The sequence below is a fragment of the Nocardia sp. NPDC060259 genome (assembly GCF_042728775.1).
In the GTDB taxonomy this organism is placed as follows: Bacteria; Actinomycetota; Actinomycetes; order Mycobacteriales; family Mycobacteriaceae; genus Nocardia.
In genome coordinates, this window is sequence record NZ_JBHXAY010000061.1 from 19,681 (window position 1) to 42,680 (window position 23,000).

Consider the following 23,000-nt stretch of genomic DNA (forward strand, 5'->3'; position numbering starts at 1 on the left):
GCTGTCGGTGCGACTTTCGGTAAGAAAGCCTCGCGAAGACGCGGAGCAGTGGTTGATCGCGGCGGCGCCGGATTTCGTTTACACCACGGTCCGTATACCCGCTTTCAGCGTGGTTTCACCAACGGGAAGGGCAGCGTCTCGCGGATGCTGCGCCCGGTGATCAACATGACCACCCGGTCGACGCCCATGCCGAGACCACCGGTGGGCGGCATCGCGTGCTCGAGCGCCTGCAGGAAGTCCTCGTCGAGTTCCATCGCCTCCGGGTCACCGCCCGCGGCGAGCATCGACTGCTCGGTGAGCCTGCGCCGCTGTTCGACCGGGTCGGTGAGTTCGCTGTAGGCGGTGCCGAGTTCGACGCCCCAGGCCACGAGATCCCAGCGCTCGGTGACGCCGTCGATGCTGCGGTGCGAGCGGGTCAGCGGCGAGACCGAGGTGGGGAAGTCGAGGTAGAACGTCGGGTCGGTGGTCTGCGACTCCACCAGGTGCTCGTACATCTCCAGCACCACCGCGCCCTCGTCCCAGCCGTGCTGGTAGGCGATGCCGGCCTCGTCGCACAGCTCGCGCAGGCGCGACAGCTCGGTGCGCGGGGTGATCTCGGTGCCGATCGCCTCCGAGACCGCGCCGTGCACCGTCTTGACCCGCCATTCGCCGGAGATGTCGACCGCGTCGAAACCGCCGTCGTCGTTCGGGCGCAGCGCCACCTCTGCGCCGTTGGCCGCCACCGCCGCGTCCTGGATCAGCCTGCGGCACAGGTGCATCATCCGCAGGTAATCACTGTGTGCCTCATAGGCTTCCAGGATCGTGAACTCGGGATTGTGACTGAAGTCGACGCCCTCGTTGCGGAAGGTCCGGCCGAGCTCGAACACCTTCTCCATGCCGCCGACGCACAGCCGCTTGAGGTAGAGCTCGGGGGCGATGCGCAGGTACAGGTCCAGGTCGTAGGCGTTGATGTGGGTGCGGAACGGTGTCGCGTTGGCGCCGCCGTGCACCTGCTGCAGGATCGGCGTCTCGACTTCGAGGAAGCCCCAGGTGAACAGCGAGTCGCGCAGCGAATGCAGGACCGCGCTGCGCTTGCCCATCACCTCGCGGGTCTCCGGGTTGATCGCCATGTCGACGTAGCGCTGCCTGACCTTGGCCTCGGAATCGGCGAGCCCGCGCCACTTGTCGGGCAGCGGGTGCAGGCACTTGCCGTTCATCCGCCAGTCCTGGGCGAGCAGTGACAGCTCACCGCTGCGGCTGGTCCCGAGCTGGCCGCTGACCTCGATGAGATCGCCCAGATCGAAGGACTCGGTGAATTCGGCGCTGCGATCGGCGCCGACCCGTTCGCGGTCGACGACGAGCTGGATCTCGCCCGTCCAATCACGGACGACGGCGAAGATCACGCCGCCGAAGTCGCGGATGCGCAGGATCCTGCCCGCGATCCGGACCGTCGTTCCCCTTGGGCATTCCCTGGCCGCGGCGATGGTGTGCGTCGGCGGATAGGCGACGGGGTAGGAGTCGACGCCGGCGGCGGTAAGCCGGTTCAGTTTGTCCATGCGCACCCGGACCTGCTCCGGCCTGCGCGGACCCTGCTCGGCCTCTTCGCCTTCCGGCGCCTCGGGCGGGCTGCCGTCGGCGTGCAGACCCGTGATGCCCGCGGGCACGGCCGGGTGGGTGCCGGTGTGCACGGTCGCGTCGGGTTCCTTGCCGAGGCGCGGCAGGAAGCCCTCGGCGAGGCCGCTGGCCGTCGCCACCCGCGGCAGCTGCCTGCGCTCCTCGTACAGGAAGAACCGCGGCACCCAGCGCGGGTGGTACTTCACGTTCGACCGGTACAGCGCCTCGAGCTGCCACCAGCGCGAGAAGAACAGCAGCACACCGCGCCACGCCCGCAGGATCGGGCCGGCGCCGATCCGGCCGCCCTCCTCGAACACCGAACGGAACACCGCGAAGTTCAGCGAGATCTTGGTGATGCCGTACTGATCGGAGTTCAGCGCGAGCTGCGAGATCATCAGCTCCATCACGCCGTTGGGGCTCTGTGGGTCGCGGCGCATCAGTTCCAGCGAGACGCCGCTGCGGCCCCACGGGACGAACGACAGCATGGCGTGCACCCGCTCGTCGTGATCGACGGCCTCCACCAGCAGGCAGTCGCCGTCGAGCGGGTCGCCGAGGCGGCCGAGCGCCATCGAGAAGCCGCGTTCGGTCTCGGTGTCGCGCCAGGCGTCGGCGCGGGCGACGACATCGGCGAACTCGGCGGCGGGGATGTCGCGGTGCCTGCGCACGCGCACGCCGAAACCGTTTTTGCGCAGCCGGTTCGCGGCCTGGCGCACCTGCTTCATCTCCGGTCCGGCCAGTGAGAACGTGCGGGTGTCGAGGATCGCCTCGTCGCCGAGGCGCAGCGCCGAGAGCCCGGCATTGCGGTACGCGGTCGCGCCGAGCTCGCTCGCGCCCATCGCCGCGGGTGCCCAGCCGAACCGGTCGGCCTGCTCGAGCCACGCCTTGATCGCCTGCGGCCACGCCTGTTTGGGCCCGATCGGATCGCCGCTGGCCAGGCAGACGCCCAGCTCGACGCGATAGGTGATGGCCGCCTTGCCGTTCGGCGCGAACACGACGGCCTTGTCCCGGCGGGTGGCGAAGTAGCCGAGCGAGTCCTCGACATCGCTCGCGGCGAGCAGCCCGCGGATCGCCGACTCGTCCAGGCCGGTCATCGCGTTGTCGGCGCGCTGGGAGCGCAACAGCACCGCCACCGCGGCCAGCAGCGCGATCGCGCCGAACAGGCCGAGCAGGAAGTTCACCCACGAAGGCGGGTGCCCGTCGAAGTGCTCGTTGTCGACCAGCACCGCCGCGGTGACCCGGTAGACCGCCCACAGCGGCCGCTGCGCACCGGCGGGCAGCGAGCCGGGCGCGAGCTCGACCAGCCCCCAGCCGAGCAGGCAGCCCAGTGCCAGGCCCCCGACCAGCACGCCGAGCGCCTTCCACAGCGCACCCGGCCGCACCCGCGTGTAGAACTCCAACCGCGCCGCGACCAGGATCCCGAGCACGACGACGTGCACCACGAAGGCGACCAGCGCGTCGATGTCGTCCGCGGAGACGAAATCCAGGATGTTGGTCACCGCGAAGAGCAGCAGGTACACGATGAGCAGCCACCACGCGACACGTTTGCGCGCGGCGAGCGCCCCGGCAAGCAGACCGACGACCAGTGCCCACACGAGGCTGGTGTCCGGTGCGTCGAAGTAGTAGGTGTCGACGTAGTGCCGTGGCGCCTGCGTCAGATGGCGCAGCGCGGGCGAGAGACTCCACAGAAAGCACAGGACCGCGAAGACGCCGAGGACCAGCCCGGTGATGTGCGGTACCTCGGCCAATCTGCCCCGCCCGCGATGCGGGACGGCGGCGCGGTCCGGCGGGGCCTCGACGGTGGGGTTCTGCTCGGCCTGCGTGAGGGTCACCAATCCAGTGTGCGTCCATCCGGGCCGGATCGGTGTCGCGGTCGCTGCGGCGTGTTCGTCACCGCGGCCGCGACGGGGCCGGTGGCGACCCGAATTTCCTGGACGGGTAATAATTTGCCCATGTCGGAACCAGTCGATGTGCCGATCGATGACGATGTCATCAAGCTCGGGCAATTCTTGAAACTGGCCAACCTGATCGATTCGGGTTCCGAGGCCAAGACGGTGATCGCCCAGGGCCTGGTCCGGGTCAACGACGAGGTGGAGCTGCGCCGCGGCAGGCAGCTACAGATCGGTGATGTCGTCGTGCTGGCCGGGCACAAGGTGCGGGTGTCCGGGAACTAGCCCGAACACCCGCGAGGCGTGCCTCAGTCCTCGGCGCGGACTACGACACCGTCGTGGTCGCTGTAGAGCATCTCGCCGGGCACGAAGGTGACGCCGCCGAATTCGATGGTGACGTCCTTCTCGCCGCTGCCGGTCTGAGTGCTCTTGCGCGGGTTGGTGCCCAGCGCCTTCACCCCGATGTCGAGGGTGCTCAGGATCGCCGAGTCGCGCACCGCGCCGTTGACGACCACGCCCGCCCAGCCGTTGTCGACGCCACGGCCTGCGATGATGTCGCCGACCAGGGCGGTGTGCACGCTCGCGCCGCCGTCGACGACGAGGACCTTGCCCTCGCCCGGCTCGCTCAGGGTCTGCTTGACCAGCAGGTTGTCCTGGAAGCAACGGATCGTGGTGATCCGTCCGGCGAACGCGGCCCGGCCACCGAACTGGATGAACTGGGTGTCGCAGCTGCGGATCTCGGGGCCGATCTCATCGGCCAGATCGGCGGTGGCCACAACATTCGCTGATTCGGTCATGGCCTGCATTCTGTCAGGCGCCCTGGGCGTGCGCCTTGGCGATCTCCCTGACCAGGCTGTCTGTGGTGTGCTTCACCGCGATCTTCACGAACGGCTCGATCGTCTTACCTAGCATCTTGCCCGCGATGCCGCCGGGCACGAAGTACTCGATGGTCGCGTCGACGGTGCACAGCGCCTCGCCCTTGGGATAGAAGTGGAACGTCGAGATGATCTCGAATCCCTTGATCGACTTGATGCCGATCACGCGCCCCTTCTCCCACTTCACGACCTCGACCCTGGACTTGAGCGCCGCGGGGCCGAGCTTCATGTGGCCGTCGAAAGTCGCGCCGAGCCCGTCGGTCTGGTCGGTGACCGGGACGAAGGATTCGATGCCGTACAGGAAATGCGGCAGATTGCGGTAGTCGTTGACGTACTCGAACGCCGTGTCGGCGGATGCGGCGCAGTCTTCGACAATCCTCACTTCGGTCATATCGGCCACTTTAATGGGCCCCGGCGACCGATCCGACTACGCTGTGACCGATCTGGCTACGCGGTGACGGCCAGCGTCGCCGCCAAGCCGAGCGCCACGCTCATCACCGTCACCTCGATCGCGGCATTGCGCAGCGAGACGTCGGCGGTGACCCGATGCTCGCCCGCCCGGTGCACCCAGCTGCGCCGCCACCACCAGCCCAGGCCGGTCAGCGCGCACAGGATGGTGAACTTCGCCAGCAAGATCCGCCCGTATCCGCTCGTCCACAGCGGCTCGATGCCGCCGATCCGGACCAGCCCGTCGATCAGGCCGGTCACCGCGATCACGAGCACCAGCGGCGCGGCCAGCGCCGAATAGCGCGGCAGCGTCGCCGCCCAGTCGCCCCTGGTGCGCAGGACCAGCGCCATCGCGAGCAGCAGCCCGAACCAGCACGCGGCGGCCAGCGCGTGCGCCGCGGCGAGCACCGAACCGAGCATCTGCTGGGACATGTGCCCGGTGATCGGGCGCAGGGCCAGCGCGACGGCGGCGAACACCAGCACCAGATCGGCCGACGCCGCGTCGGGCCTGCGGAAGGCCAGCGCCGCGTAGCAGGCGATCGCGCCGGTGCAGAACAGGATCGCGATGCCGATCTGGCCGCCGCTGAGCTTGCCGAGGAACGTGGCGAACTCGTCCGCGCCGAGCTCGGTCACCGGCACGCCGACGATCTCGGCCGCCTCACACACCAGCACGGTGAACTCGGCGGCGAACCAGGCGCCCGCCAGCGCGGCCAGCGGCCGCCAGGCGACGTGCAGCCGCTCGTTGAGCCGGGGGAGTGCCGCCAGCCCGAAGACCGCCGCGCCCGCACCGTCGGCGACGACGCGCGCGCACGCCGCTCCCGGGAAACCACCCCCGCTGCGCAACGCCCACGCCAGCGCCACCCCGGCCAGGGCGGCCACCACGACCGGCACCAGGACCCGCCACTGCCGCAGCGTCGTACCGGGTACCCGGCGACCGGTCGTCATGGATGGCTACTTCTTGCGGCCGGTGCGGCCGCCGAGCAGCGCCACCGCGAGGCCGCCGCCGAACAGCACGACGCCACCGGCGATGAACACCCACACGGGCACCCCGCCGGAGTCGCCGCCGCCGTCGGCCTTGTCCTCACCAGGACGCGGGCCCGGCGTCCCGGTGCCGGCCTTGCTCAGCGTGAAATGCCGTGTCCCGCTGACGGGATGGCCGTCCGCGGAGGTCACCCGGAACGCGAGGGTGTACTCACCGACCGGACCGAGTTCGCCCAATTCCACACTGACGGTGCGGCCTTCGACGAGCGCCTTGCTCTTCGACCACAGCCTGCCGTCCGGGCCGACCACGGTCAGCGACGGAAAGTTCTGCTGCAGTTCCTCGTTGAAGGTGATGCTGGCGCGCGCCGGCCCGACCTCGATGGTCGACCCGTCCTCGGGCACGCTGCTCACGGCACCGGAGTGCGCGCTCGCGACACCGGCCGCCGCGAACACGGCGAGCAGTCCGGCGATCAGGACGGCGAGCACCCGGCGCGCCATGCGCCGACGCGATGACCTGTTGATGTCGGCGACCAGTCGATCGCCCGGAGCATCGCCGTGCGGCGCGTCCGAGGGCAGCGCGGGCCCTGCGGAGTTGATGATCGTGTTCGCCTGCCTGCAGTGATCGACGCGCATCACGACCGCCGCGAACGGAAGACGAGGCCGAGGCCGAGCGCGGCCGCGAACAGGCCGAGCGCGAGCCCGATGCCGCCCAGCCAGCGGGCCACCGAATCGGTGCCCGCCTCGGCGGTTTCGGCGGAAGCGACCTGGTGGTCGCCGCCCTCGGCGCCGCCCTTGGCGCTCAGGGTGAGCGAGGGGGCCGGGTGTTCGGGTTCGGCGCCGCCGGTGCTCGGCTGATCCCAGGCGACGACCTTGCCGTCGCTGTAGGTCTGCTGGGCGGGGAAGTTCACCGTGTCCTCGGCGGGCAGCGGTCCGAGCGAGAGCACGAAGCGCTGGAACTGGCCCGGCCCGACGCCCGCGTTGCCCGGGTCGGCGGTCCAGGCGACGGCGACCGTCTCGCCCTTGTCGTTGCGCTCGACCTTCGCGGTCCAGCCCGGCATCGGTTCGGTGCGCACGCTTTTCAGGTTCGGCACGGTGACGCGCAGCCCGGTGGTCGACGCGGTCTCGGATTCGGTCGGCACCTTGAACGTGGCGACGGTGTACTTGCCCTGCGCGGCGCCGGGAGCGTCGACGGTCACGTGCGCGGCCGCCGAACCGCAGGCGGCGAGCACCAGCCCGGCCGCGAGTGCGGCGGTGCCGGTACCGCGGGTGATGAAGTTCTGCATGGAATTGCCTTCTGTCCGAAGAGTTCTGAGTCGTCTGGAATCAGGCGAACAGCGGCGGTGCGCGCGGGCGGCGCACACCCTCCGGACGGTCGCCACGGGCCGTGGAGACGGCGGCGGACCAGCGGACAGCGCGCTGCTGGATCGGGAGCGAGGGCGCGGTGAGCACCGCCCGAATCACGCTCGACGCAACGAGATAGAGCCGCTCGGCTACGAGAATCAGTGCGGCACACACGAAGGCCGCGACGAAGTGCGCGGTGATCATCGGGGCGCTGGGCAGATGCAGCAGATCGAAGGCGCGGCCGTGATGATCCAGCGTGCCGGTGAGGGCGAAATGTCCTGCCCACTGGCCGCCGATCAGCGCCGATGCCGCGCGCACCGCCGGGACGGCCGCGAAGGTTCGTACGGCACGAGTAACCCGCCCACGCTGTGGGTCCGTTGGCGCCGGGATTTGGCGCAGCAACGAACCAGGTTGCGCCACAGTGCGATCGGAGTATCCACGGCGGGCGTATTCCGCGCCGGGCACTACCTGGCGGCCGGACCGGAAACCCGGTCGCGCCGCAGCACGTTCGGTGCTGTGGCCAGTGGCGAAGGCCCCAGCCGCCAGCGAAACCACCAGCAGCAGAGCGATTTCCGCGGACCGCGGCACCCCACCACCGCCGAGTCCGTGCGCGGCGACCGCCAGCGCACCGACGAGTACGCCGCAGCCACCACCGCGTAGGCGGGCGGTGAGCTGCGGCGTGGTCACGGCACGGTTCAGCGCACGCCCAGGCGGGCGAGCGCGTCGGTCTCGAGCACGGACAGCTCCGAAGAGATGGAGGCGTGCACGGCCTTGCGGCGCGCGGCGGGCATCTGCTCGGCGGTGTTCACCGCGACGGTCAGGTCGGTCAGCCGGGACCTGGCCGCGTCGACGAACTTCTTGGTGTCGGCGTCGCCGGGAGCGTCGGCCGCGACCTTGTTCAGCGCGGTCTCGGTGTTGGTGATGCGGGCCTGCAGGCGGGCGCCGTGGCCGCTGAACTCGCCGAGCTGGTCGAGGCCGATGCCGAGCTGCTGTGCCTTGCGGGCGTCGAGCTGGCCGCGTACGTAGGTCGCGCCGCGGTAGGCCAGCGGCGTGAGCACCGGGACCAGCACGCGGGCGACGCCGATGTACTTGCGGATCTGGCTCGCGCTGAACAGTTCGCGGTCGGCCTTCGCCGCCAGCTTCTCGGCGGCCTTCTCCTCGGCGTGCAGGGTCGCGATCTGCGCCTTGGCCACCTTGGCCTCGGTCTTGGCCTGTGCTTTCACCGCGCGACGGGTGGTGCGCTCGCTCGCCTTGGCCGCCTTGCGCTCGTTCTTGGCGCCGAGCTTCGCCTCCACCGCGGCTTTGTGCTTGAGTGCCTTCGCCTCAGCGCGTCGGCTCGGGCGCCGCTTGCGCTTGCTGAACAACCCCATGAGATCAGGCCCTCCGTCATGCTCGCCAAGTCATGAGGCAGTGCCGGAGTAGCGGCCTGCCGTACTTCGTAGCGTAGTGGGATCAGGGTAGCGATTGGGCATTGTGTCGGGGGGAGGGACCATACTGCTTGCGTGCGTGCAGCCGAGGACGACTTCGACGGTGGGCCGGTGCTTCGCCCGGTCCCCGCTTCCGCTGCGCTCGATCGAGGTGCCGATTCCACCGTTTCACGGATCGCTTTCCTGGACGCGCGCTCGCTGATCGGCTGCAGGCATCGCCTGCACCTGGACGCCGAGCATCCCGGGGTCATCGCCGAGGTCAGGGAAGATCCCGGGGTACAGCAGCGCAGGGAGGCCGCGACCGCGCATCGCACCAGGGTGCGCGACGAACTCGTCGCCGCGGCCCCCGCCGACTGGGTGGTGATCGACCCGGCGCTGCGCGCGGGGGAGAAGGCGGCGGCGACCATGGCCGCGATGGAGGCGGGCGCATCGCGGATCTGGGGCGGCCTGCTGCCCCAGGAGCCCGACACCGGCCGTCGCGGCGGCGCCGAGTTCCTGCTGCGTGACGACGACCGCGGCGGCTACATCCCGATCATCGTGGTCAACCACAAGGTCACCGACCCGCGCCGTCCCGATCCGGCCGATTTCCACCCGCTGACCTCGGACCTGTTCCGCTGGCAGCCCCGCCGCGACAAGCACGTGAAGCTGCGCCCGCAGCCGCGCGACCAGCAGCGTCTGGCGCATCTGTACCGGATGCTGCAGCGCCACGGTATGGCCAGCCCCGCCCTGGTCGGCGGCGCGATCGGCCTGGCCTTCGACCGCATCCTCGTGCACGACCTGACCAATGTCCTCGCCGACTACGACCAGCGCTACGGCGACCGCATCGCGGTGGTGCGCGGCGAGCTGCCGACCCAGCCGTCGAAGGTGCCCGAGTGCAGGCAGTGCCCGTGGTGGGTGCGCGGGGCCGACGGTAATCCCAGTTGTGAGGGTCAGCTGGCGCTGATGCGTGACGTCAGCCTGGTCGCGCCGGGTTCGCGGGCCGAGGTGCTGCGCGTGCACGGCGTGCAGACGGTCGACGAGCTGGCGGCCTGGGAAGGCGACGAACCCGACGACTGGCAGCACGGCCCGTTCTCCGAGACGGTGGTCACCGCCCGCGCCTGGATCGCGGGCGCCCCGCTGGTGCGCCGCTTCGACACGGTGAGCGTGCGCCGCGCCGACGTCGAGGTCGACGTCGACCTGGAGAGCTACCAGGAGGACGGCGCCTACCTGTGGGGCACCCTGCTCGACGGCGTCTACCGCCCGTTCGTCACCTGGGACCCGCTGCCCACCGAGGACGAGGGCCGCTCCTTCGGCGAGTTCTGGACCTGGCTGATGCGGATGCGGGCCGACGCGCACGCCGCGGGCAAGACCTTCGCGGCCTACTGCTATTCACGCACCGCCGAGGACAAGTGGCTCTACGAGTCGGCCCGCCGCTTCGCGGGCAAGCCCGGCGTGCCGACCACCGAGCAGGTCCGCGCCTTCGTCGACTCATCCGAATGGGTCGACATGTTCCAGGCCGTCACCGATCAGTTCATCTGCCCGAACGGCAAGGGCCTCAAGAAGATCGCCCCGGTCGCCGGCTTCGGCTGGCGCGACCCGGAAGCGGGCGGCGAGGCATCGATGGGCTGGTACCGCCGCGCCGTCGGCTACGACGCCGACCCGGACCTGTCCCAGCGCACCCGCCTGTTCGAATACAACGAGGACGACGTCCGGGCCACCCAGGTGCTGCGCGAGTGGATGACGCACCGGGCCGTCGACGAGGTTCCCTCGCTGTCCGACTTCGGGCGCGGTGCGACCGGCGGGCTCGGAGGCGGTAGCGGAGCGTAACCACGTAGGGTCCTCGGGAGCACCGCAGCGTGCACAGTAATACGATCGTGCTGTGACTCAGCACGTCGAAACTCTCGAGTTCCAGGCCGAAACACACCAGCTCCTGGAGCTGATGATCCACTCGGTCTACTCCAACAAAGACACGTTCCTGCGGGAGCTGATCTCGAACGCTTCCGACGCACTGGACAAGCTGAAGCTGGCCTCGTTCCAGGACAAGGATCTGGTCGCCGACACCTCCGACCTGCACATCGAGCTGGAGGTCGACGGGGACAAGCGCGTCCTGACCGTCCGCGACAACGGCATCGGCATGTCCCGCGCCGAGGTGATCGACCTGATCGGCACCCTCGCCAAGTCCGGTACCGCCGAACTGCGCCGCAAGCTGATCGAGGTCAAGTCCGATGCCGCCGCCGAGGAGCTGATCGGCCAGTTCGGCATCGGTTTCTACTCCACCTTCATGGTCGCCGACCGCGTCGTCCTCACCACCCGCAAGGCGGGCGAGACCGAGGGCACCCGCTGGGAGGCCGCGGCGGGCAGCTCCAGCTACACGATCGACACCGTCGCCGACGCGCCGCAGGGCACCGCGGTGACCCTCGAGCTCAAGCCCGCCGACGAGGACGATCACCTCTTCGATTACACGCAGGAATGGAAGCTGCGCGAGATCGTCCGCAAGTACTCCGACTTCATCGCCTGGCCGATCCGTATGCAGGTCGAGCGCACCGTGATGGAGGGGGAGGGCGAGGACAAGGTCGAGAAGACCGTCGTCGAGGACCAGACCCTCAACTCGCAGAAGGCGCTGTGGACGCGCCCGCGCAGCGAGGTCTCCGACGAGGAGTACAAGGAGTTCTACCACCACGTCAGCCACGCCTGGGACGAGCCGCTCGAGATCATCCCGATGAAGGCCGAGGGCACCTTCGAGTACCAGGCGCTGCTGTTCATCCCGTCGATCGCGCCGTTCGACCTGTTCACCCGTGAGCACAAGCGCGGCGTGCAGCTCTACGTGCGCCGGGTGTTCATCATGGACAACTGCGAAGAGCTGATGCCGGAGTACCTGCGCTTCGTCAAGGGTGTGGTGGACGCCCAGGACCTCTCGCTCAATGTCTCCCGCGAGATCCTGCAGCAGGACCGCCAGATCCAGATGATCCGCAAGCGTCTGGTCAAGAAGGTGCTGTCCACCGTCAAGGACATGCAGGGCGCCGAGGATCAGACCAGGTACCAGACCTTCTGGGCGCAGTTCGGCCGGGTTCTCAAGGAGGGCCTGCTCTCCGACACCGACAACCGCGAAACCCTGCTCACCGTCTCGTCTTTCGCCTCCACCGCCTCGGACTCCGAGCTCACCACGCTCGCGCAGTACGTCGAGCGGATGCGGGACGGTCAGGACGCGATCTACTACATGACCGGCGAAAGCCGTGCGCAGGTGGAGAACTCGCCGCACCTGGAGGCGTTCAAGGCCAAGGGCCGCGAGGTGCTGGTGCTCACCGATCCGGTCGACGAGATGTGGGTCGGCTCGGTGCCGGAGTTCGACGGCAAGAAGTTCCAGTCCATCGCCAAGGGCGAGGTCGACCTGGAGACCGAGGACGAGAAGAAGGAGACCGAGGCGCTGCGCGAGCAGCAGGACAAGGACTTCGCAGACCTGCTCACCTGGCTCGGCAAGACCCTCGACGAGGTCGCCAAGGAGGTGCGCCTCACCAACCGGCTCACCACCTCCCCGGCCTGCCTGGTCGGTGACGTCTTCGACTTCACCCCGATGCTCGAGCGCATGTACCGCGCCTCGGGCCAGGCGCTGCCGGAATCCAAGCGCATCCTCGAGCTCAACCCGACCCACCCGCTGGTCACCGGCCTGCGCGACGCCTACGACGCCCGCAAGCCCGATGCCGACGAGGGCAAGGTGCCCGAGCTCGCCGAGACCGCCGAACTGCTCTACGGCACCGCGGTTCTCGCCGAGGGCGGCGAACTGAAGGACCCGGCCCGCTTCGCCCAGCTGCTGACCGAGCGGCTGACCCGCACGGTCTGATCCCGGGCCACTACCCGGTCGTCCACAGAACTGCCCGTTGTCGATTTCGGCAGCGGGCAGTTTCTGTTCACCGGCATTTCCCGTGCCGACGAGGCGGGTTGCGGTCACCATAGAGATATGGATGGGCACGAGATCCGGCGGGCACGTCCCGACGACTACGACGATCTGATCGCCGTGGTCGACTATTGGTGGGGCAGGACAGTCGTGCACAACCTGCCCCGGCTGTTCCTCGACCATTTCCACCGCACCAGCCTGATCGCGACCGACGAGGACGGAATCTCCGGCTTCCTGGTGGGTTTCGGCTCACCCTCGGATGCCGACGCCGCCTACATCCACTTCGTCGCCGTCCGCCCCGACGCGCGCAAGGTCGGGCTCGGCCGCACCCTCTACGACGAGTTCTTCGAGATAGTCAGGGCCGACGGCCGAAAAGTGGTCACCGCGATCACCTCCCCGGCCAATTTCACCTCGATCGATTTCCACCGCAGCCTGGGCTTCACCGTCGCGGGCCCGGTCGCCGACTACAACGGCCCCGGCCGCGCGCTGATCACCTTCGAACGGACGCTCTGACCCCACTCGGCACGAATTCCGTAGTCTGGTCACGATATCGACGACTGGGTGAGAGGAACGACCGCGTATGTCGGAGGGGACGCCGGTCACGGCACAACCGTGGGATCTGGTGGCCGAGGGCTACGCCGAAGCGGGGGCGACGGTTCTCGGCCCATTCGCGGCGCACGCCCTCGAATACGTCGGTCTCGAAAAGGATTCCGAGATCGTCGACGTCGCCGCGGGCACCGGCCTGCTCGGCCTCGCGGCCGCCGAACAGGGTGCGCGAGTACACGCCATCGACCTCTCGGCGCCGATGATCAAACACCTCACGGCAGCAGCCGAACTCGCCGGGCACACCACGATTACCGCGCAGGTGGGCGATGGCCAGGACCTGCCCTACGAAGACGCGCGATTCGACGCCGGTTTTTCCCTGTTCGGCCTCATGTTCTTCGCCGACCGCCCGAAAGGCTTCGCCGAACTCCGGCGCGTACTGCGCCCGGGCGCCACGGCCGTGGTCACCTCCTGGGCGCCCGCCGTCGACTCCTCGCTCATGCGCGCGCTCTTCGGCGCCCTGACGGCGGGCGACCCGAACGCCGCACTGCCACAGCCGGATGCGCGCAGCCTGGAAAACCCCGCTGTCTTCGAAGCCGAGATGCGCGCCGCGGGGTTCGACGAGGTGACAATCCGCAGCCACACGGTCGAAGTGTGTTTCCCGAGCGCGGAAGCCCTGTGGGACACCATGACCCGCAGCAGCGCCCCGCTGACCGTGCTCAGACACGAAGTGGGCGAGGAGGAATGGCAGCGCCGCACCGACGCGGCCGTCGAACGCCTCACCGTCACCTACCGCCCGAACACCCCACTGCACACCACCGCCCTCTTCGGCGTCGGCGCGGTACCCGCGTCCTGACACGGCGACGGCGCCCTGTCCACGCGGGGAACAGGGCGCCGTCGACCGGTGCGTGCGTCTTACCGCGGCGCCATGCGCAGGGCGCCGTCCATGCGGATGGTCTCGCCGTTGAGGTAGTCGTGGCCGGCGATGTACTCGACCAGCTGGGCGTACTCGTCCGGGCGGCCCAGGCGCGACGGGAAGGGCACACCGGCCTCGAGGCCCTTGCGGTACTCCTCGGTGACGCCGGCCAGCATCGGGGTGTCGATGATGCCGGGGGCGATGGTGTTCACGCGGATGCCGAACTGCGCCAGGTCGCGCGCGGCCGGAACGGTCATGCCGTGCACGCCGCCCTTGGACGCCGAGTAGGCGATCTGGCCGATCTGGCCCTCGAAGGCGGCGACGGACGCGGTGTTGATGACGACGCCGCGCTGGCCGTACTCGTCGACCGGCTCGGTCTTGGCGATGGCGTCGGCGGCCAGGCGCATCACGTTGAACGTGCCGAGCAGGTTCACGGTGATGACGGTGCGGAACAGCTCCAGGTCGTGCGGGCCGTTCTTGGACAGGATGCGACCCGCCCAGCCGACACCGGCGCAGTTGACCACGATGCGCAGCGGCGCCGGGCCCTCGGTGATCTGGGCGATGGCGGCCGCGACCTCGTCGTTGCTGGTCACATCGGCCGCGATCAGGGTGACCCCGGCCGGGACGTTGTCGCCTGCGCGCTCGATGGACGCCGGGACGTCAAGGCCGAAGACGGTGGCGCCCGCGTCGGCGAGACGCTTGGCGGTGGCGGCACCGAGGCCGGATGCGCCTCCGGTGACGATGGCGGCGGAACCCGAAATCTCCACGATGGTCCTCTCGTTCGTGACAGCCAGTTGGCACTTCGTCAATTGCACCCTAGCGGGTTCCGGTGAGGCGCACATCACCCCTACCGCCGCGTTCGGATGCGCTGCGAAAATACCAGCGAACACCCATGTTTTCCGGTGGTAACGTGCCTTCATGAGATCGTTCTCCGGTCCGTCGGTGGCCGGACGCAAGGTCCTGATCACCGGGGCCGCTCGCGGGATGGGCGCCGCATTGGCCAGGAGGCTGGCCGCGCGGGGCGCTCACGTCGCCCTGCTCGGCCTGGAGCCGGAACTGCTGGCCGAGGTGGCCGCCGAATGCGGTGACGCGCCCTGGCGCTACTGCGACGTCGCCGACCGCGCCCAGGTCGACCGGGTGGTCGAGGCGCTGGTCGCCGAACTCGGCGGCCTGGACGTGCTCGTCGCCAACGCGGGCATCGCCAAGCAGATGGCGATGATCGGCGGCGATCCCTCGGTGCTGGAGGAGACCCTCGCCGTGAACGTGCTCGGCGTCGCCTACGCCGTGCAGGCCGCCGGGCCGCATCTCGCCCGCCCCGGTGGGTATGTCCTGATGATGTCGTCGATCTCCACGGCCGTGCAGTTGCCACTGGCAGGCGCGTACAGCGCGTCGGCGGCGGCCGTCGAGTCGCTGGCAGGCACCCTGCGCTGTGAGCTGCGCCAGACCGGCGCCCGCGTCGGCATCAGCTACTTCGCCGAGATCGACACGGACATGACCAGCCGCGGCTTCGGCACGGCCGCCGCGCACACCGGCCTCGGCGAGACCAGCCTGACCGGCGTGTCTCCGATCGGTCCCGCCGTCGACGCGCTGGAACGGGCGATCGCGCGCAGGCGCAGGTCCGTCGTCTCACCCTGGTGGGTCTCGCTCGTCCTGCCGGTGCGACCCTTGGCGCAGCTGCTGGTGCAGCGGTTGCTCGGCAAGCGGGTCGCCCGTGCGATCGAGATCGCGCGCACCGAGGACGTCCCCTTCACCACCACCCAGCCTGCCCGACCACGCAGAATGGAACGGCAAGCCTGACCTCGAGCACGGAGTTCGACGATGAGCGATTCGGCATCCACCCTGCGCCAGCTCCCGCGCGGACGGCATCATCTCTCGCGCGAAGAAGTGGTGGCCTCCCAGCGGGAACGCATCCTCGTCGCGATGGGGGAGGCGATGACCGAGGGCGGCTATGTCGGAACGCCGGTGGCCGCCGTGCTCAAACGGGCCGGGGTGTCGCGCGAGACGTTCTACGAGCTGTTCCGCTCCAAGGAGGACTGCTTCGCCGCCGCCTTCGACCGGGTCTCGGCCCTGCTGGCCGAGCGGCTACAGGGCGTGATCGCCGAAACCGCCGATGCCGACGCGTTCACCAGGATGGATCGCATCCTCACCGCCTACTTCGACCACATGGTCGACGACCCTGCCTCGGCCCGGTTGTTCCTGGTTGAGGTGTACGCGGTCGGGCCGTCGGCGATCGAGGCGCGGATGGAATTGCAGAGCCGGTTCGTCGCGGTGGTGGCGGCGATGCTCGGCGCCCAGACCGCCGAGCAGCAGTTCGCCTGCGCGACCCTGGCCGCCGCGATCGGCGCCATGGTCACCGGCAAGATCGCCGGCGACGATCTGGACGGCCTGCGCGCGCTGAAGGAACCGCTGATCGACCTGGCCCGCCGTTCTGGTCCGGTCTACGGCACCGCGTTCGCCGGCTGATCCGGCACGGCCATGTCCCCGCGCGGCCGGTAGAACCGCCACGCGCCGATACCGAGCCCGACCGCGACCGGGACGAGCAGCGCCAGGCCGGTCGAACCCCAGCCGCCGAGGCCGGAGACGAACGCGTCGAGCACCGTCTTCGTGGCGAAGAACAGGAAGAGCAGGCCGGAGGCGAAGGCGATGCCGCGTTCGGGCAGGTGCTTACCCGCGAGCTTGCCGACCAGGATCGCCAGGCCACCGGCGGCGACCATGCCGGCGGTCGAACCGATCCAGACGGCGAGCCAGCCGTTCTTCGAGGCCAGCGCGGCCGCGGCGAACATGGTGCGGTCGCCGAGTTCGGCGAGCATGAAGGCGGAGATCACGACGAGGAAGGCGTTGCGGGTGCTCGGCGGCGGCGCGTCCTCGGCCTCATCGGCGGAGCCGAGCGCGTCGCGCAGCGTCCACAGGCCGACGACCAGCAGCGTGAGCGCGGTGACGACGGCGATGGCGTTCGCGGGCAGCGCGGTACCGAGGAAATGGCCGACACCGGCGGCGATGAGGTTGACGGCCACGCTGGCGACGCTGATTCCGGCCAGCACCACCCACCAGCGATAGCGCAGCGAGAACGTCAGCGCCATCAGCTGCGATTTGTCGCCCAGCTCGGCGAGGAACAGCACGCCGAAGCTCAGCAGGATCGTGGCGATCATGAAAGTCAGCTCCCAGGTGGATACTCCGGCCTGCGGCTGAAGAAACGGGTGCGCCTCCAGCCACACCGGTCAACGGATCGGTTTGTGGCCGAAGGTCTCGCCCACCGGTGGTGACCGGTTCGCGCAGCCGGACCGCGCCGAATGTGGCGCCGATCAGTATGTCGACTGGGCGATTGCGGGCTACTCCCCTTCGCTGCTGTCCACCCTAGCCCGATTGCTACCGGTATGCCAACTCCGTGTAATCGAAATCGCAATGGGCGCAATAAGTTTGGCGATGCGGCCGCGATAGTTCGGTTTCCCTGATTTACGGGCGCCGGACGTCCGTTGCCGGGTATTCGCCAGGCCTGGTCTGCGAAAGTCTCAGGCCGCCAGCAACATTGCCAGGACGGCGGTGTCGGGATCGCTGATCAGATCCATCCCGACCCGGCTCACCAACGAGGTGACGGTCCCGTCGAGCTCGGCCTCGGCCCACGCCGCGCGATGCTCGAGACCCAGATGCGGCACGCCGGGCAGCAGCACGCAGCCCGAGGCCGCGCCCACGCATTCGGGCAGCGACGGCCGGGTCTCCGACGGCGGATGCAGCATCAGCAGGGCGGCCGGTACGTGATCGGCGAACCGGCCCGGCTCGACCGCCGCCTCGCCCAGCACCGGCCCCTCCGCCAGCACCAGGCCGACGGTGCCCGGCTCCGGATCGTCGGGCAGCTCCTCGCGCACGCCGAACACGGTCGAGGTCACCAGCAGGCCGGGCATCGAGGCCACCCGGACCGCGAGGACAAGCACCTGCGCCCACTCCTTGGTGGTATCCGGCCACCGGCCCGACACCACGAATCCCTGCAGATGACCGCGCGCCTGAAACGGCGTGATCCCGATCGGACCGTGCGTCGTCATGATGGCCTCCCGATATCCGGGGCGGCGATGCCCGTATACAACAGGAATAGCCCCGAACCCATCTGGCACACAAGTACCACTGAGTGCCAGGAATCCGGTCAATCCGCCCAAAAGACCCTGCTGGAACAGCGAAGGCCCCCCGACAGCGTCGAGGGGCCTTGCGTCTGGCTCAGGCACTCAGCCGAAGATGAGGCCCTTGCCCTGGGTCACGGCGCGGGCGAAGCGCTCCTGCACGTCGGCCCAGTTGACGACGTTCCAGAACGCGGTCACGTAGTCGGCCTTGACGTTCTTGTACTGCAGGTAGAAGGCGTGCTCCCACATGTCGACCTGCAGCAGCGGGATGATGCCGATCGGCACATTGGCCTGCTGGTCGTACAGCTGGAAGGTCAGCAGCTTCTGGCCGAGGGTGTCGTAACCCAGGACGGCCCAGCCGGAGCCCTGCAGGCCGTTCGCGGCAGCGGTGAACTGCGCGCGGAACTTGTCGAACGAACCGAACTGGTCGTCGAGCGCGGCGGCCAGGTCACCGACCGGCTTGTCGCCACCGTTGGGCGAGAGGTTCTTCCACCAGATGGAGTGGTTGGTGTGGCCACCCAGGTGGAACGCCAGGTTCTTCTCGTTCAGGAAGATGGCGGCGTGGTCGCCGGCCTCACGGGCGGCTTCCAGCTTCTCCAGTGCCGCGTTGGCGCCGGCGACGTAGGCGGCGTGGTGCTTGGTGAAGTGGATCTCGTTGATCTGTCCGGAGATGTGCGGCTCCAGCGCGCTGAAGTCCCAATCGAGTTCGGGCAGTGTGTAGACGGCCACGATGTCCCTTTCCGTGTGTCGGGCTGTGTGCGCCCATTCGGTCGAGCACACCAACCATCATTCGTACACCCGCTCGCTGCAACCGCAGGCGTGTGGTCCCTCATTCCCGGGACGGGGCGGGTGGTGCCGAATCGGCCCGGATTACAGCGGAGGGGCGACGTCGGCCTTGGAAGCCCTGGTGTCGCCGGAATCGTGTGCGGCCCACCAGCGGCGACCGCCATCGATGAACTCCGCGATGGGGATTTCCTTGCCACCGAAGTCGGTGACGGTGATCTTGTCGAACCAGACGCGGACATCGAGTTCCCGCGGATCGATGCCCTCTTCCTGGGAGAACTCGATGACGTGCGCGGCGATGCGCTGGTCGAGCACCGTGTCGAAGCTGAGCAGCTCGCTCCACAGTGTCCAGCCGCTGTCGTCGAGATCGATGAATTCCCAGCCGTGCAGCCCACCGCCGCCGAAACTCTCGATGGCTTCGTCGAGTTGGTCGAGGGTCAGCGGGAGAACCCTGGCCTCGATGTCGTCCCAGCGCTGGATGCGCAGGGAAGCGGCGACCCGGGTGACTCCGGTGAAGGTGAGCAGGACTTTCGCCTCGGTCGGCGCTGGTCCTTCGGCGGGTAGCGTCAGCACCTCGAGAGCGAGTTGCAGCCGCCCCGCCGTGGCGTCCACCTCTACTCCGAGACAGGTTGATTCGGACAAAGCGGTATTCAGGCCGTTGATGTCGAAACTGTCGAGTAGCCCCCTGCTCACGTTCATGCGCTCAGGCTACCGATCTGGCCGCCCAGATCCCAGGATTTAGGATTTTCTCTAGTGATGTCGTTTTTATGGAACCGAAACGGCCCGGCTCGCGTCCAAGTAGATGTCGGGACCGATGCAACCGCGGAATCCCGACGTCAGCGGCGAGCGGCCGCTCCGGGATGACATGGAGGGGAGTCCCGGATCGGCCGTTTCGCCGACTGGCTTCCCCGGCTCCACGTCGGTTGATAGCCCACGCCTCACGATTGTGTGCTGACCGATAGCTGAGACCTGTGGATCAAGTTGTGGATTCTGTGGATAACCCCCATCCATCCACAGACCGCGCACAGCCTCGCCCCCCGTCGCTTCCGACATGGCAGGATCGAGGCGTGACGAGCTCCGATGTCCCCACGGTGCCGGTGGGTGCGGTACCCGCCGCGTTCGACAACGCCGAGCCGGTGGCAGGCGCCCAGCTGCTCGACGTGCGCGAACCCGACGAGTGGGAGCTCGGCCACGCGCCGGGCGCGATCCACATCCCGATGGTCGACGTGCCCGCCAGGATCGACGAGATCGACATCGACGCCGAGGTGTACGTCGTGTGCAGGCAGGGCGGGCGCTCGATCGAGGTCGTCAAGTACCTGGCCCACGTCGGGTACGAGGCAGTGAACGTCGCGGGGGGAATGGTGGCCTGGCAGCAGACGGGCCGCCCGGTGGTCGCCGACGGCGAGCACGAAGCCAAGATCTACTAGTCCGGAACGGGGTGCGCGGGTGAGTTCGGTGGTGCAACCATGTGCACGCTGTGGCGCGCGGTGGGCCGTGCAGGGCGCGCCGATGCACTGGTGCCCCCGCTGCCGTGGCGTGCTGCTTTCGCCGGGCAAGGTCGACGCGCCCGCCTCCCAGCGCAACTACCGCTGGGTCGCGCGCAGGCCGGATCACCGCATCCGCAAGGCCGGGGCGTCGACCACGTCCGCACCGCTCGGCCCGACCCCGCGCTACACCGAGATTCCGCGCTGGGGCCTGCTCGATCCGCCGCCCGCGCCAGGTCGCGCGCCGGAGCGGCCGTTGCGTGGCATCGCGGCCAACCGCGATCTGCTGCTTGTCGTCACCGCGCTGGCGTTCCTGGTCGCGGCCTTCGCCGAATACGGCAGGTACCTGATCCTGCTGCGCAACCGGACCACCCTCATCCCCAGCTGGCTGCTGTGGATCTCGGACATGTCGGTGTGGGTGTTCGGCGCCATCGCGCCGCTGTGTGCCCTCGCCGCGGCGCTCGCGCTGGTCGCGTGGCTGATCGAAGCGCGTCGCGCGCGGTTCGCCGCGCAGGGCAGGCGCGATCCGCGGCGCCGGTGGTCGCTGATCCTCGGCTGCCTGGTGCCCGGTGTGAACCTGATCTGGCCGGGCGTCTTCCTCACCGAGCTGCTCGGGCCCGCAGCCGATCCGCGAGCCCTGCGGGCCGTGCGGATCTGGTGGGCGGCCTGGGTGCTCAGCGGCCTGATCCTCGTCGGCGCGACGCTGTGGCGTGACGCGTCGACCCTGCAGGCCGAGGCCGACGGTGTCTCGTTCACCGCGTTCAGCGATCTGTGCGCGGCCGGTTTCGCGGTGCTCACGCTGTGGACGGTCCGTCAGCTCGAAGGCCGCGACCTGCGTGGCGCGCCGCGCGCGGCACACCGCTGGGTGATGGCCGCCGATCCCGCCGAGGTCGTCATCGCCCCCGTCCAGCCCGGTGTACCTGCGACCGGGCAGGATGAGGTTGAACGCGCGCATCCCGCCGAAACAGGCGAGAATACGCAGGAGGAGGTTGTGGCCAAGTGAGCCAGGGCAATCGCGCGCCATTCGTTGTCGCGCACCGTGGTGCGTCTGCGGCGCGCCCCGAGCACACCCTCGCCGCCTACGAGCTGGCGCTCGAACAGGGTGCCGACGGCGTCGAATGCGACGTGCGCTTGACCCGCGACGGGCACCTGGTCTGCGTGCACGACCGCACCGTCGACCGCACCTCCGACGCCACCGGCCTGGTCAGCGAACTGACCCTGGCCGAACTACGCGACATGAACTTCGGCACCGACGACGCGCCGTCCGGTGTCCTCGCCCTCAGCGATCTGATCGGTCTCGTGCTCGACTGGCGCAGCAGGCCGACCAAACTGTTCATCGAGACCAAGCACCCCGTGCGCTACGGCGCGCTGGTGGAGAACAAGGTGCTCGCCGAACTCCAGCGTTTCGGGATCGCAACGCCCGCCTCGGCCGACCACTCCCGTGCGGTGGTGATGTCGTTCGCCGCGACCGCGGTCTGGCGGATCCGCCGCGCCGCCCCGCTGCTGCCGACCGTGCTGCTCGGCGAATCCTCGCGCTTCCTCGGTGGCGGCGCGGCGACCACCGTCGGCGCGACCGCGGTCGGCCCTTCGGTGAAGACGCTGCGCGAGCATCCCGAACTCGTCGACAAGGCCGCCGCCGCGGGCCGCGCCACCTACTGCTGGACCGTCGACGATCCCGACGACGTGACATTGTGCGCCGACCTCGGCGTCAGCTGGGTCGCCACCAATCACCCCGGCCGCACCAAGGCACTGCTCGCCGGCGTGTGAGTTTTCCGCCGGGTCGCGCGCAACGACATCGCCACCCGGCCATAAACTCTCGCCGTGGGTAAAAGCAAGCGGAACAGTCCGAAGCCCGACAGTAATCGGGCTCAGCGTCTCGCCGAGCGGCGTGCGGCGCAGGAGCAGGCATCTGCGGCCCCGACGCGGCCGTTCGAGGGGCTTGCTGCCGAATGTGATCTGGTGGCGCTGCGGGAGTTCGTGCCGTCGGCGACCGCGACCTTGAAGCTGGTGCCCGGCGTCGCCGCCGAGCGCTCGGTGACGCTGGCGACGGTGCTACCCGGTGCGGTGGCCGCGCTGGTCCGCGCCGGCGACGAGCCGGTCGGCTACGTCGGCACCCAGATGCAGCACCAGGGCACCGACCCGTCGGCCGATATCGCCGCGGCGATCCTGTGGACGCAGTCCGCCGAGCCCGGCGAGTCGCTGAACTCGGCCGAGTCCGTCGACGGCGGTCCGCGCCTGGCCGACGTCATCGATCCCGGCGCCGACCTCGAGCTCACCGTGCACCAGGACTTCGACTGGTGGGTGCCCGAGGGCGTGACCCCCGATCCGCAGGTGGCGGCGACGATCGAGCAGGCCAAGCAGGCCATCATGCCGTCGGCGCGACTGAACCTGGGCGGCGACGGTGTCGGCGCGGCCTGGTGGGTCGACGCGGGCGAGAAGGCGCATGTGCGCTGGGTGCGTCCCGAGGACGAGGACACGCTGATGCTGGCGCTGGCTCGCGTGCACGCCGCGGGCGGCCTGCACATGGGCGAGGGCTCGCGCTTCGCCGGTTCGTTCCGTACGCACGGCCTGCTGGTGCCGGTGTTCGACCTCGATCCCGAGCGGCACCCCACCGAGTGGGAGGCCCCCGCCCGCGAGTTCGGTGCGCGGCTGGCCGAGGCGCTGGCCTCGGACGCCCCGATGACGGGCGAGGAGCGCCGTTCGCGCGACGGCCTGCGTTCGCGTCAGGTCACCCTGCGCTGAAC

The 23,000-nt window shown here is 69.3% G+C and carries 24 protein-coding genes; 11 read left to right on the forward strand and 13 right to left on the reverse strand.

Annotated features, from left to right (window positions below):
* Positions 1-104: 104 nt before the first annotated feature.
* The gene (gene lysX, locus ACFWF2_RS21475) at positions 105-3,422 is read right to left on the reverse strand and encodes a bifunctional lysylphosphatidylglycerol synthetase/lysine--tRNA ligase LysX (protein WP_379309208.1); all 3,318 of its coding nucleotides are present in this window, start codon (positions 3,420-3,422) and stop codon (positions 105-107) included.
* Between the two features lie 120 nt (positions 3,423-3,542).
* Here lysX and ACFWF2_RS21480 point away from each other — a divergent pair, with 120 nt between their 5' ends.
* Positions 3,543-3,764, forward strand: a complete 222-nt coding sequence (locus tag ACFWF2_RS21480; RefSeq protein ID WP_379309209.1) for an RNA-binding S4 domain-containing protein — start codon at positions 3,543-3,545, stop codon at positions 3,762-3,764.
* 23 nt (positions 3,765-3,787) lie between these two features.
* Here ACFWF2_RS21480 and rraA read toward each other — a convergent pair whose 3' ends face one another.
* The 7 genes from rraA to ACFWF2_RS21515 form a co-directional block, all read right to left on the reverse strand.
* Positions 3,788-4,276, reverse strand: a complete 489-nt coding sequence (gene rraA / locus ACFWF2_RS21485; protein WP_379309210.1) for a ribonuclease E activity regulator RraA — start codon at positions 4,274-4,276, stop codon at positions 3,788-3,790.
* A 13-nt stretch (positions 4,277-4,289) separates the two neighbouring features.
* Positions 4,290-4,745 (reverse strand): SRPBCC family protein, encoded by a 456-nt coding sequence (locus tag ACFWF2_RS21490; protein ID WP_379309211.1) that lies wholly within the window; start codon positions 4,743-4,745, stop codon positions 4,290-4,292.
* A 56-nt stretch (positions 4,746-4,801) separates the two neighbouring features.
* The gene (locus ACFWF2_RS21495) at positions 4,802-5,746 is read right to left on the reverse strand and encodes a copper resistance D family protein (RefSeq protein WP_379309212.1); all 945 of its coding nucleotides are present in this window, start codon (positions 5,744-5,746) and stop codon (positions 4,802-4,804) included.
* Positions 5,747-5,752: 6 nt separating this feature from the next.
* Positions 5,753-6,280 (reverse strand): copper resistance protein CopC, encoded by a 528-nt coding sequence (locus ACFWF2_RS21500; protein ID WP_379309228.1) that lies wholly within the window; start codon positions 6,278-6,280, stop codon positions 5,753-5,755.
* Positions 6,281-6,414: 134 nt separating this feature from the next.
* A complete protein-coding gene (locus ACFWF2_RS21505) occupies positions 6,415-7,065 on the reverse strand; it encodes a YcnI family protein (protein WP_379309213.1) in 651 nt (216 codons plus the stop codon).
* Positions 7,066-7,105: 40 nt separating this feature from the next.
* A complete protein-coding gene (locus tag ACFWF2_RS21510) occupies positions 7,106-7,810 on the reverse strand; it encodes a hypothetical protein (protein ID WP_379309214.1) in 705 nt (234 codons plus the stop codon).
* A gap of 8 nt (positions 7,811-7,818) precedes the next feature.
* On the reverse strand, positions 7,819-8,493 hold the full coding sequence (locus ACFWF2_RS21515; RefSeq protein WP_379309215.1) for a DUF6474 family protein: 675 nt from the start codon (positions 8,491-8,493) through the stop codon (positions 7,819-7,821).
* 231 nt (positions 8,494-8,724) lie between these two features.
* On the opposite strand from ACFWF2_RS21515, the gene ACFWF2_RS21520 reads away from it, so the two are divergent.
* The 4 genes from ACFWF2_RS21520 to ACFWF2_RS21535 all read left to right on the forward strand — a co-directional run bounded on the left by ACFWF2_RS21520 (position 8,725) and on the right by ACFWF2_RS21535 (position 13,820).
* Positions 8,725-10,356 carry a TM0106 family RecB-like putative nuclease gene (locus ACFWF2_RS21520; protein ID WP_379309229.1) on the forward strand — a complete coding sequence of 544 codons (1,632 nt, stop codon included), beginning with the start codon at positions 8,725-8,727 and terminating at the stop codon, positions 10,354-10,356.
* A gap of 52 nt (positions 10,357-10,408) precedes the next feature.
* Positions 10,409-12,367, forward strand: coding sequence for a molecular chaperone HtpG (gene htpG, locus ACFWF2_RS21525; protein ID WP_379309216.1), 1,959 nt, complete (start codon positions 10,409-10,411; stop codon positions 12,365-12,367).
* Positions 12,368-12,484: 117 nt separating this feature from the next.
* A complete protein-coding gene (locus ACFWF2_RS21530) occupies positions 12,485-12,934 on the forward strand; it encodes a GNAT family N-acetyltransferase (RefSeq protein ID WP_379309217.1) in 450 nt (149 codons plus the stop codon).
* Between the two features lie 67 nt (positions 12,935-13,001).
* A complete protein-coding gene (locus tag ACFWF2_RS21535) occupies positions 13,002-13,820 on the forward strand; it encodes a class I SAM-dependent methyltransferase (protein ID WP_379309218.1) in 819 nt (272 codons plus the stop codon).
* A gap of 59 nt (positions 13,821-13,879) precedes the next feature.
* On the opposite strand, the gene ACFWF2_RS21540 is transcribed toward ACFWF2_RS21535, so the two are convergent.
* Positions 13,880-14,647, reverse strand: coding sequence for an SDR family NAD(P)-dependent oxidoreductase (locus ACFWF2_RS21540; protein ID WP_379087222.1), 768 nt, complete (start codon positions 14,645-14,647; stop codon positions 13,880-13,882).
* Positions 14,648-14,798: 151 nt separating this feature from the next.
* Between ACFWF2_RS21540 and ACFWF2_RS21545 the strand changes: the two genes are divergently transcribed.
* Both ACFWF2_RS21545 and ACFWF2_RS21550 read left to right on the forward strand, forming a co-directional pair.
* Positions 14,799-15,677: an SDR family NAD(P)-dependent oxidoreductase gene (locus tag ACFWF2_RS21545; protein WP_379309220.1), complete on the forward strand. Its 879-nt coding sequence runs from the start codon at positions 14,799-14,801 to the stop codon at positions 15,675-15,677.
* A 21-nt stretch (positions 15,678-15,698) separates the two neighbouring features.
* Positions 15,699-16,343 carry a TetR/AcrR family transcriptional regulator gene (locus ACFWF2_RS21550; RefSeq protein ID WP_379309221.1) on the forward strand — a complete coding sequence of 215 codons (645 nt, stop codon included), beginning with the start codon at positions 15,699-15,701 and terminating at the stop codon, positions 16,341-16,343.
* Here the strand turns inward: ACFWF2_RS21550 and ACFWF2_RS21555 are convergent.
* The 4 genes from ACFWF2_RS21555 to ACFWF2_RS21570 all read right to left on the reverse strand — a co-directional run bounded on the left by ACFWF2_RS21555 (position 16,319) and on the right by ACFWF2_RS21570 (position 19,471).
* Positions 16,319-17,029, reverse strand: coding sequence for a TMEM165/GDT1 family protein (locus ACFWF2_RS21555; protein ID WP_379309222.1), 711 nt, complete (start codon positions 17,027-17,029; stop codon positions 16,319-16,321). The two genes, ACFWF2_RS21550 and ACFWF2_RS21555, sit on opposite strands and share 25 nt — an antisense overlap.
* 360 nt (positions 17,030-17,389) lie before the next feature.
* Positions 17,390-17,917, reverse strand: coding sequence for a peptidase (locus ACFWF2_RS21560; RefSeq protein WP_379309223.1), 528 nt, complete (start codon positions 17,915-17,917; stop codon positions 17,390-17,392).
* A 177-nt stretch (positions 17,918-18,094) separates the two neighbouring features.
* The gene (locus ACFWF2_RS21565; RefSeq protein WP_189031919.1) at positions 18,095-18,718 is read right to left on the reverse strand and encodes a superoxide dismutase; all 624 of its coding nucleotides are present in this window, start codon (positions 18,716-18,718) and stop codon (positions 18,095-18,097) included.
* Positions 18,719-18,859: 141 nt separating this feature from the next.
* Complete coding sequence (locus tag ACFWF2_RS21570) at positions 18,860-19,471, reverse strand: hypothetical protein (protein WP_379309224.1); 612 nt, start codon at positions 19,469-19,471, stop codon at positions 18,860-18,862.
* A gap of 368 nt (positions 19,472-19,839) precedes the next feature.
* Between ACFWF2_RS21570 and ACFWF2_RS21575 the strand changes: the two genes are divergently transcribed.
* The 4 genes from ACFWF2_RS21575 (at position 19,840) to ACFWF2_RS21590 (ending at position 22,998) form a co-directional block, all read left to right on the forward strand.
* Positions 19,840-20,199, forward strand: coding sequence for a rhodanese-like domain-containing protein (locus ACFWF2_RS21575; RefSeq protein ID WP_379309225.1), 360 nt, complete (start codon positions 19,840-19,842; stop codon positions 20,197-20,199).
* Between the two features lie 82 nt (positions 20,200-20,281).
* Positions 20,282-21,259 carry a DUF4328 domain-containing protein gene (locus ACFWF2_RS21580; protein WP_379309226.1) on the forward strand — a complete coding sequence of 326 codons (978 nt, stop codon included), beginning with the start codon at positions 20,282-20,284 and terminating at the stop codon, positions 21,257-21,259.
* Positions 21,256-22,023 (forward strand): glycerophosphodiester phosphodiesterase, encoded by a 768-nt coding sequence (locus ACFWF2_RS21585; protein WP_378848681.1) that lies wholly within the window; start codon positions 21,256-21,258, stop codon positions 22,021-22,023. Before ACFWF2_RS21580 ends, ACFWF2_RS21585 begins: the two co-directional genes overlap by 4 nt.
* A gap of 54 nt (positions 22,024-22,077) precedes the next feature.
* Positions 22,078-22,998 (forward strand): DUF5926 family protein, encoded by a 921-nt coding sequence (locus ACFWF2_RS21590; protein WP_379309227.1) that lies wholly within the window; start codon positions 22,078-22,080, stop codon positions 22,996-22,998.
* The last annotated feature ends 2 nt before the right edge of the window (positions 22,999-23,000 follow it).

Coding starts and splice junctions, on each gene's coding strand:
- ACFWF2_RS21480 (WP_379309209.1), top strand. CDS start 3,543: ATGTCGGAACCAGTCGATGTGCCGATCGATGACGATGTCATCAAGCTC.
- ACFWF2_RS21490 (WP_379309211.1), bottom strand. CDS start 4,745: ATGACCGAAGTGAGGATTGTCGAAGACTGCGCCGCATCCGCCGACACG.
- ACFWF2_RS21500 (WP_379309228.1), bottom strand. CDS start 6,280: ATGGCGCGCCGGGTGCTCGCCGTCCTGATCGCCGGACTGCTCGCCGTG.
- ACFWF2_RS21530 (WP_379309217.1), top strand. CDS start 12,485: ATGGATGGGCACGAGATCCGGCGGGCACGTCCCGACGACTACGACGAT.
- ACFWF2_RS21515 (WP_379309215.1), bottom strand. CDS start 8,493: ATGGGGTTGTTCAGCAAGCGCAAGCGGCGCCCGAGCCGACGCGCTGAG.
- ACFWF2_RS21570 (WP_379309224.1), bottom strand. CDS start 19,471: ATGAACGTGAGCAGGGGGCTACTCGACAGTTTCGACATCAACGGCCTG.
- ACFWF2_RS21560 (WP_379309223.1), bottom strand. CDS start 17,917: ATGACGACGCACGGTCCGATCGGGATCACGCCGTTTCAGGCGCGCGGT.
- ACFWF2_RS21555 (WP_379309222.1), bottom strand. CDS start 17,029: ATGATCGCCACGATCCTGCTGAGCTTCGGCGTGCTGTTCCTCGCCGAG.
- ACFWF2_RS21550 (WP_379309221.1), top strand. CDS start 15,699: ATGAGCGATTCGGCATCCACCCTGCGCCAGCTCCCGCGCGGACGGCAT.
- ACFWF2_RS21535 (WP_379309218.1), top strand. CDS start 13,002: ATGTCGGAGGGGACGCCGGTCACGGCACAACCGTGGGATCTGGTGGCC.
- rraA (WP_379309210.1), bottom strand. CDS start 4,276: ATGACCGAATCAGCGAATGTTGTGGCCACCGCCGATCTGGCCGATGAG.
- ACFWF2_RS21505 (WP_379309213.1), bottom strand. CDS start 7,065: ATGCAGAACTTCATCACCCGCGGTACCGGCACCGCCGCACTCGCGGCC.
- ACFWF2_RS21495 (WP_379309212.1), bottom strand. CDS start 5,746: ATGACGACCGGTCGCCGGGTACCCGGTACGACGCTGCGGCAGTGGCGG.
- ACFWF2_RS21545 (WP_379309220.1), top strand. CDS start 14,799: ATGAGATCGTTCTCCGGTCCGTCGGTGGCCGGACGCAAGGTCCTGATC.
- ACFWF2_RS21580 (WP_379309226.1), top strand. CDS start 20,282: ATGCACTGGTGCCCCCGCTGCCGTGGCGTGCTGCTTTCGCCGGGCAAG.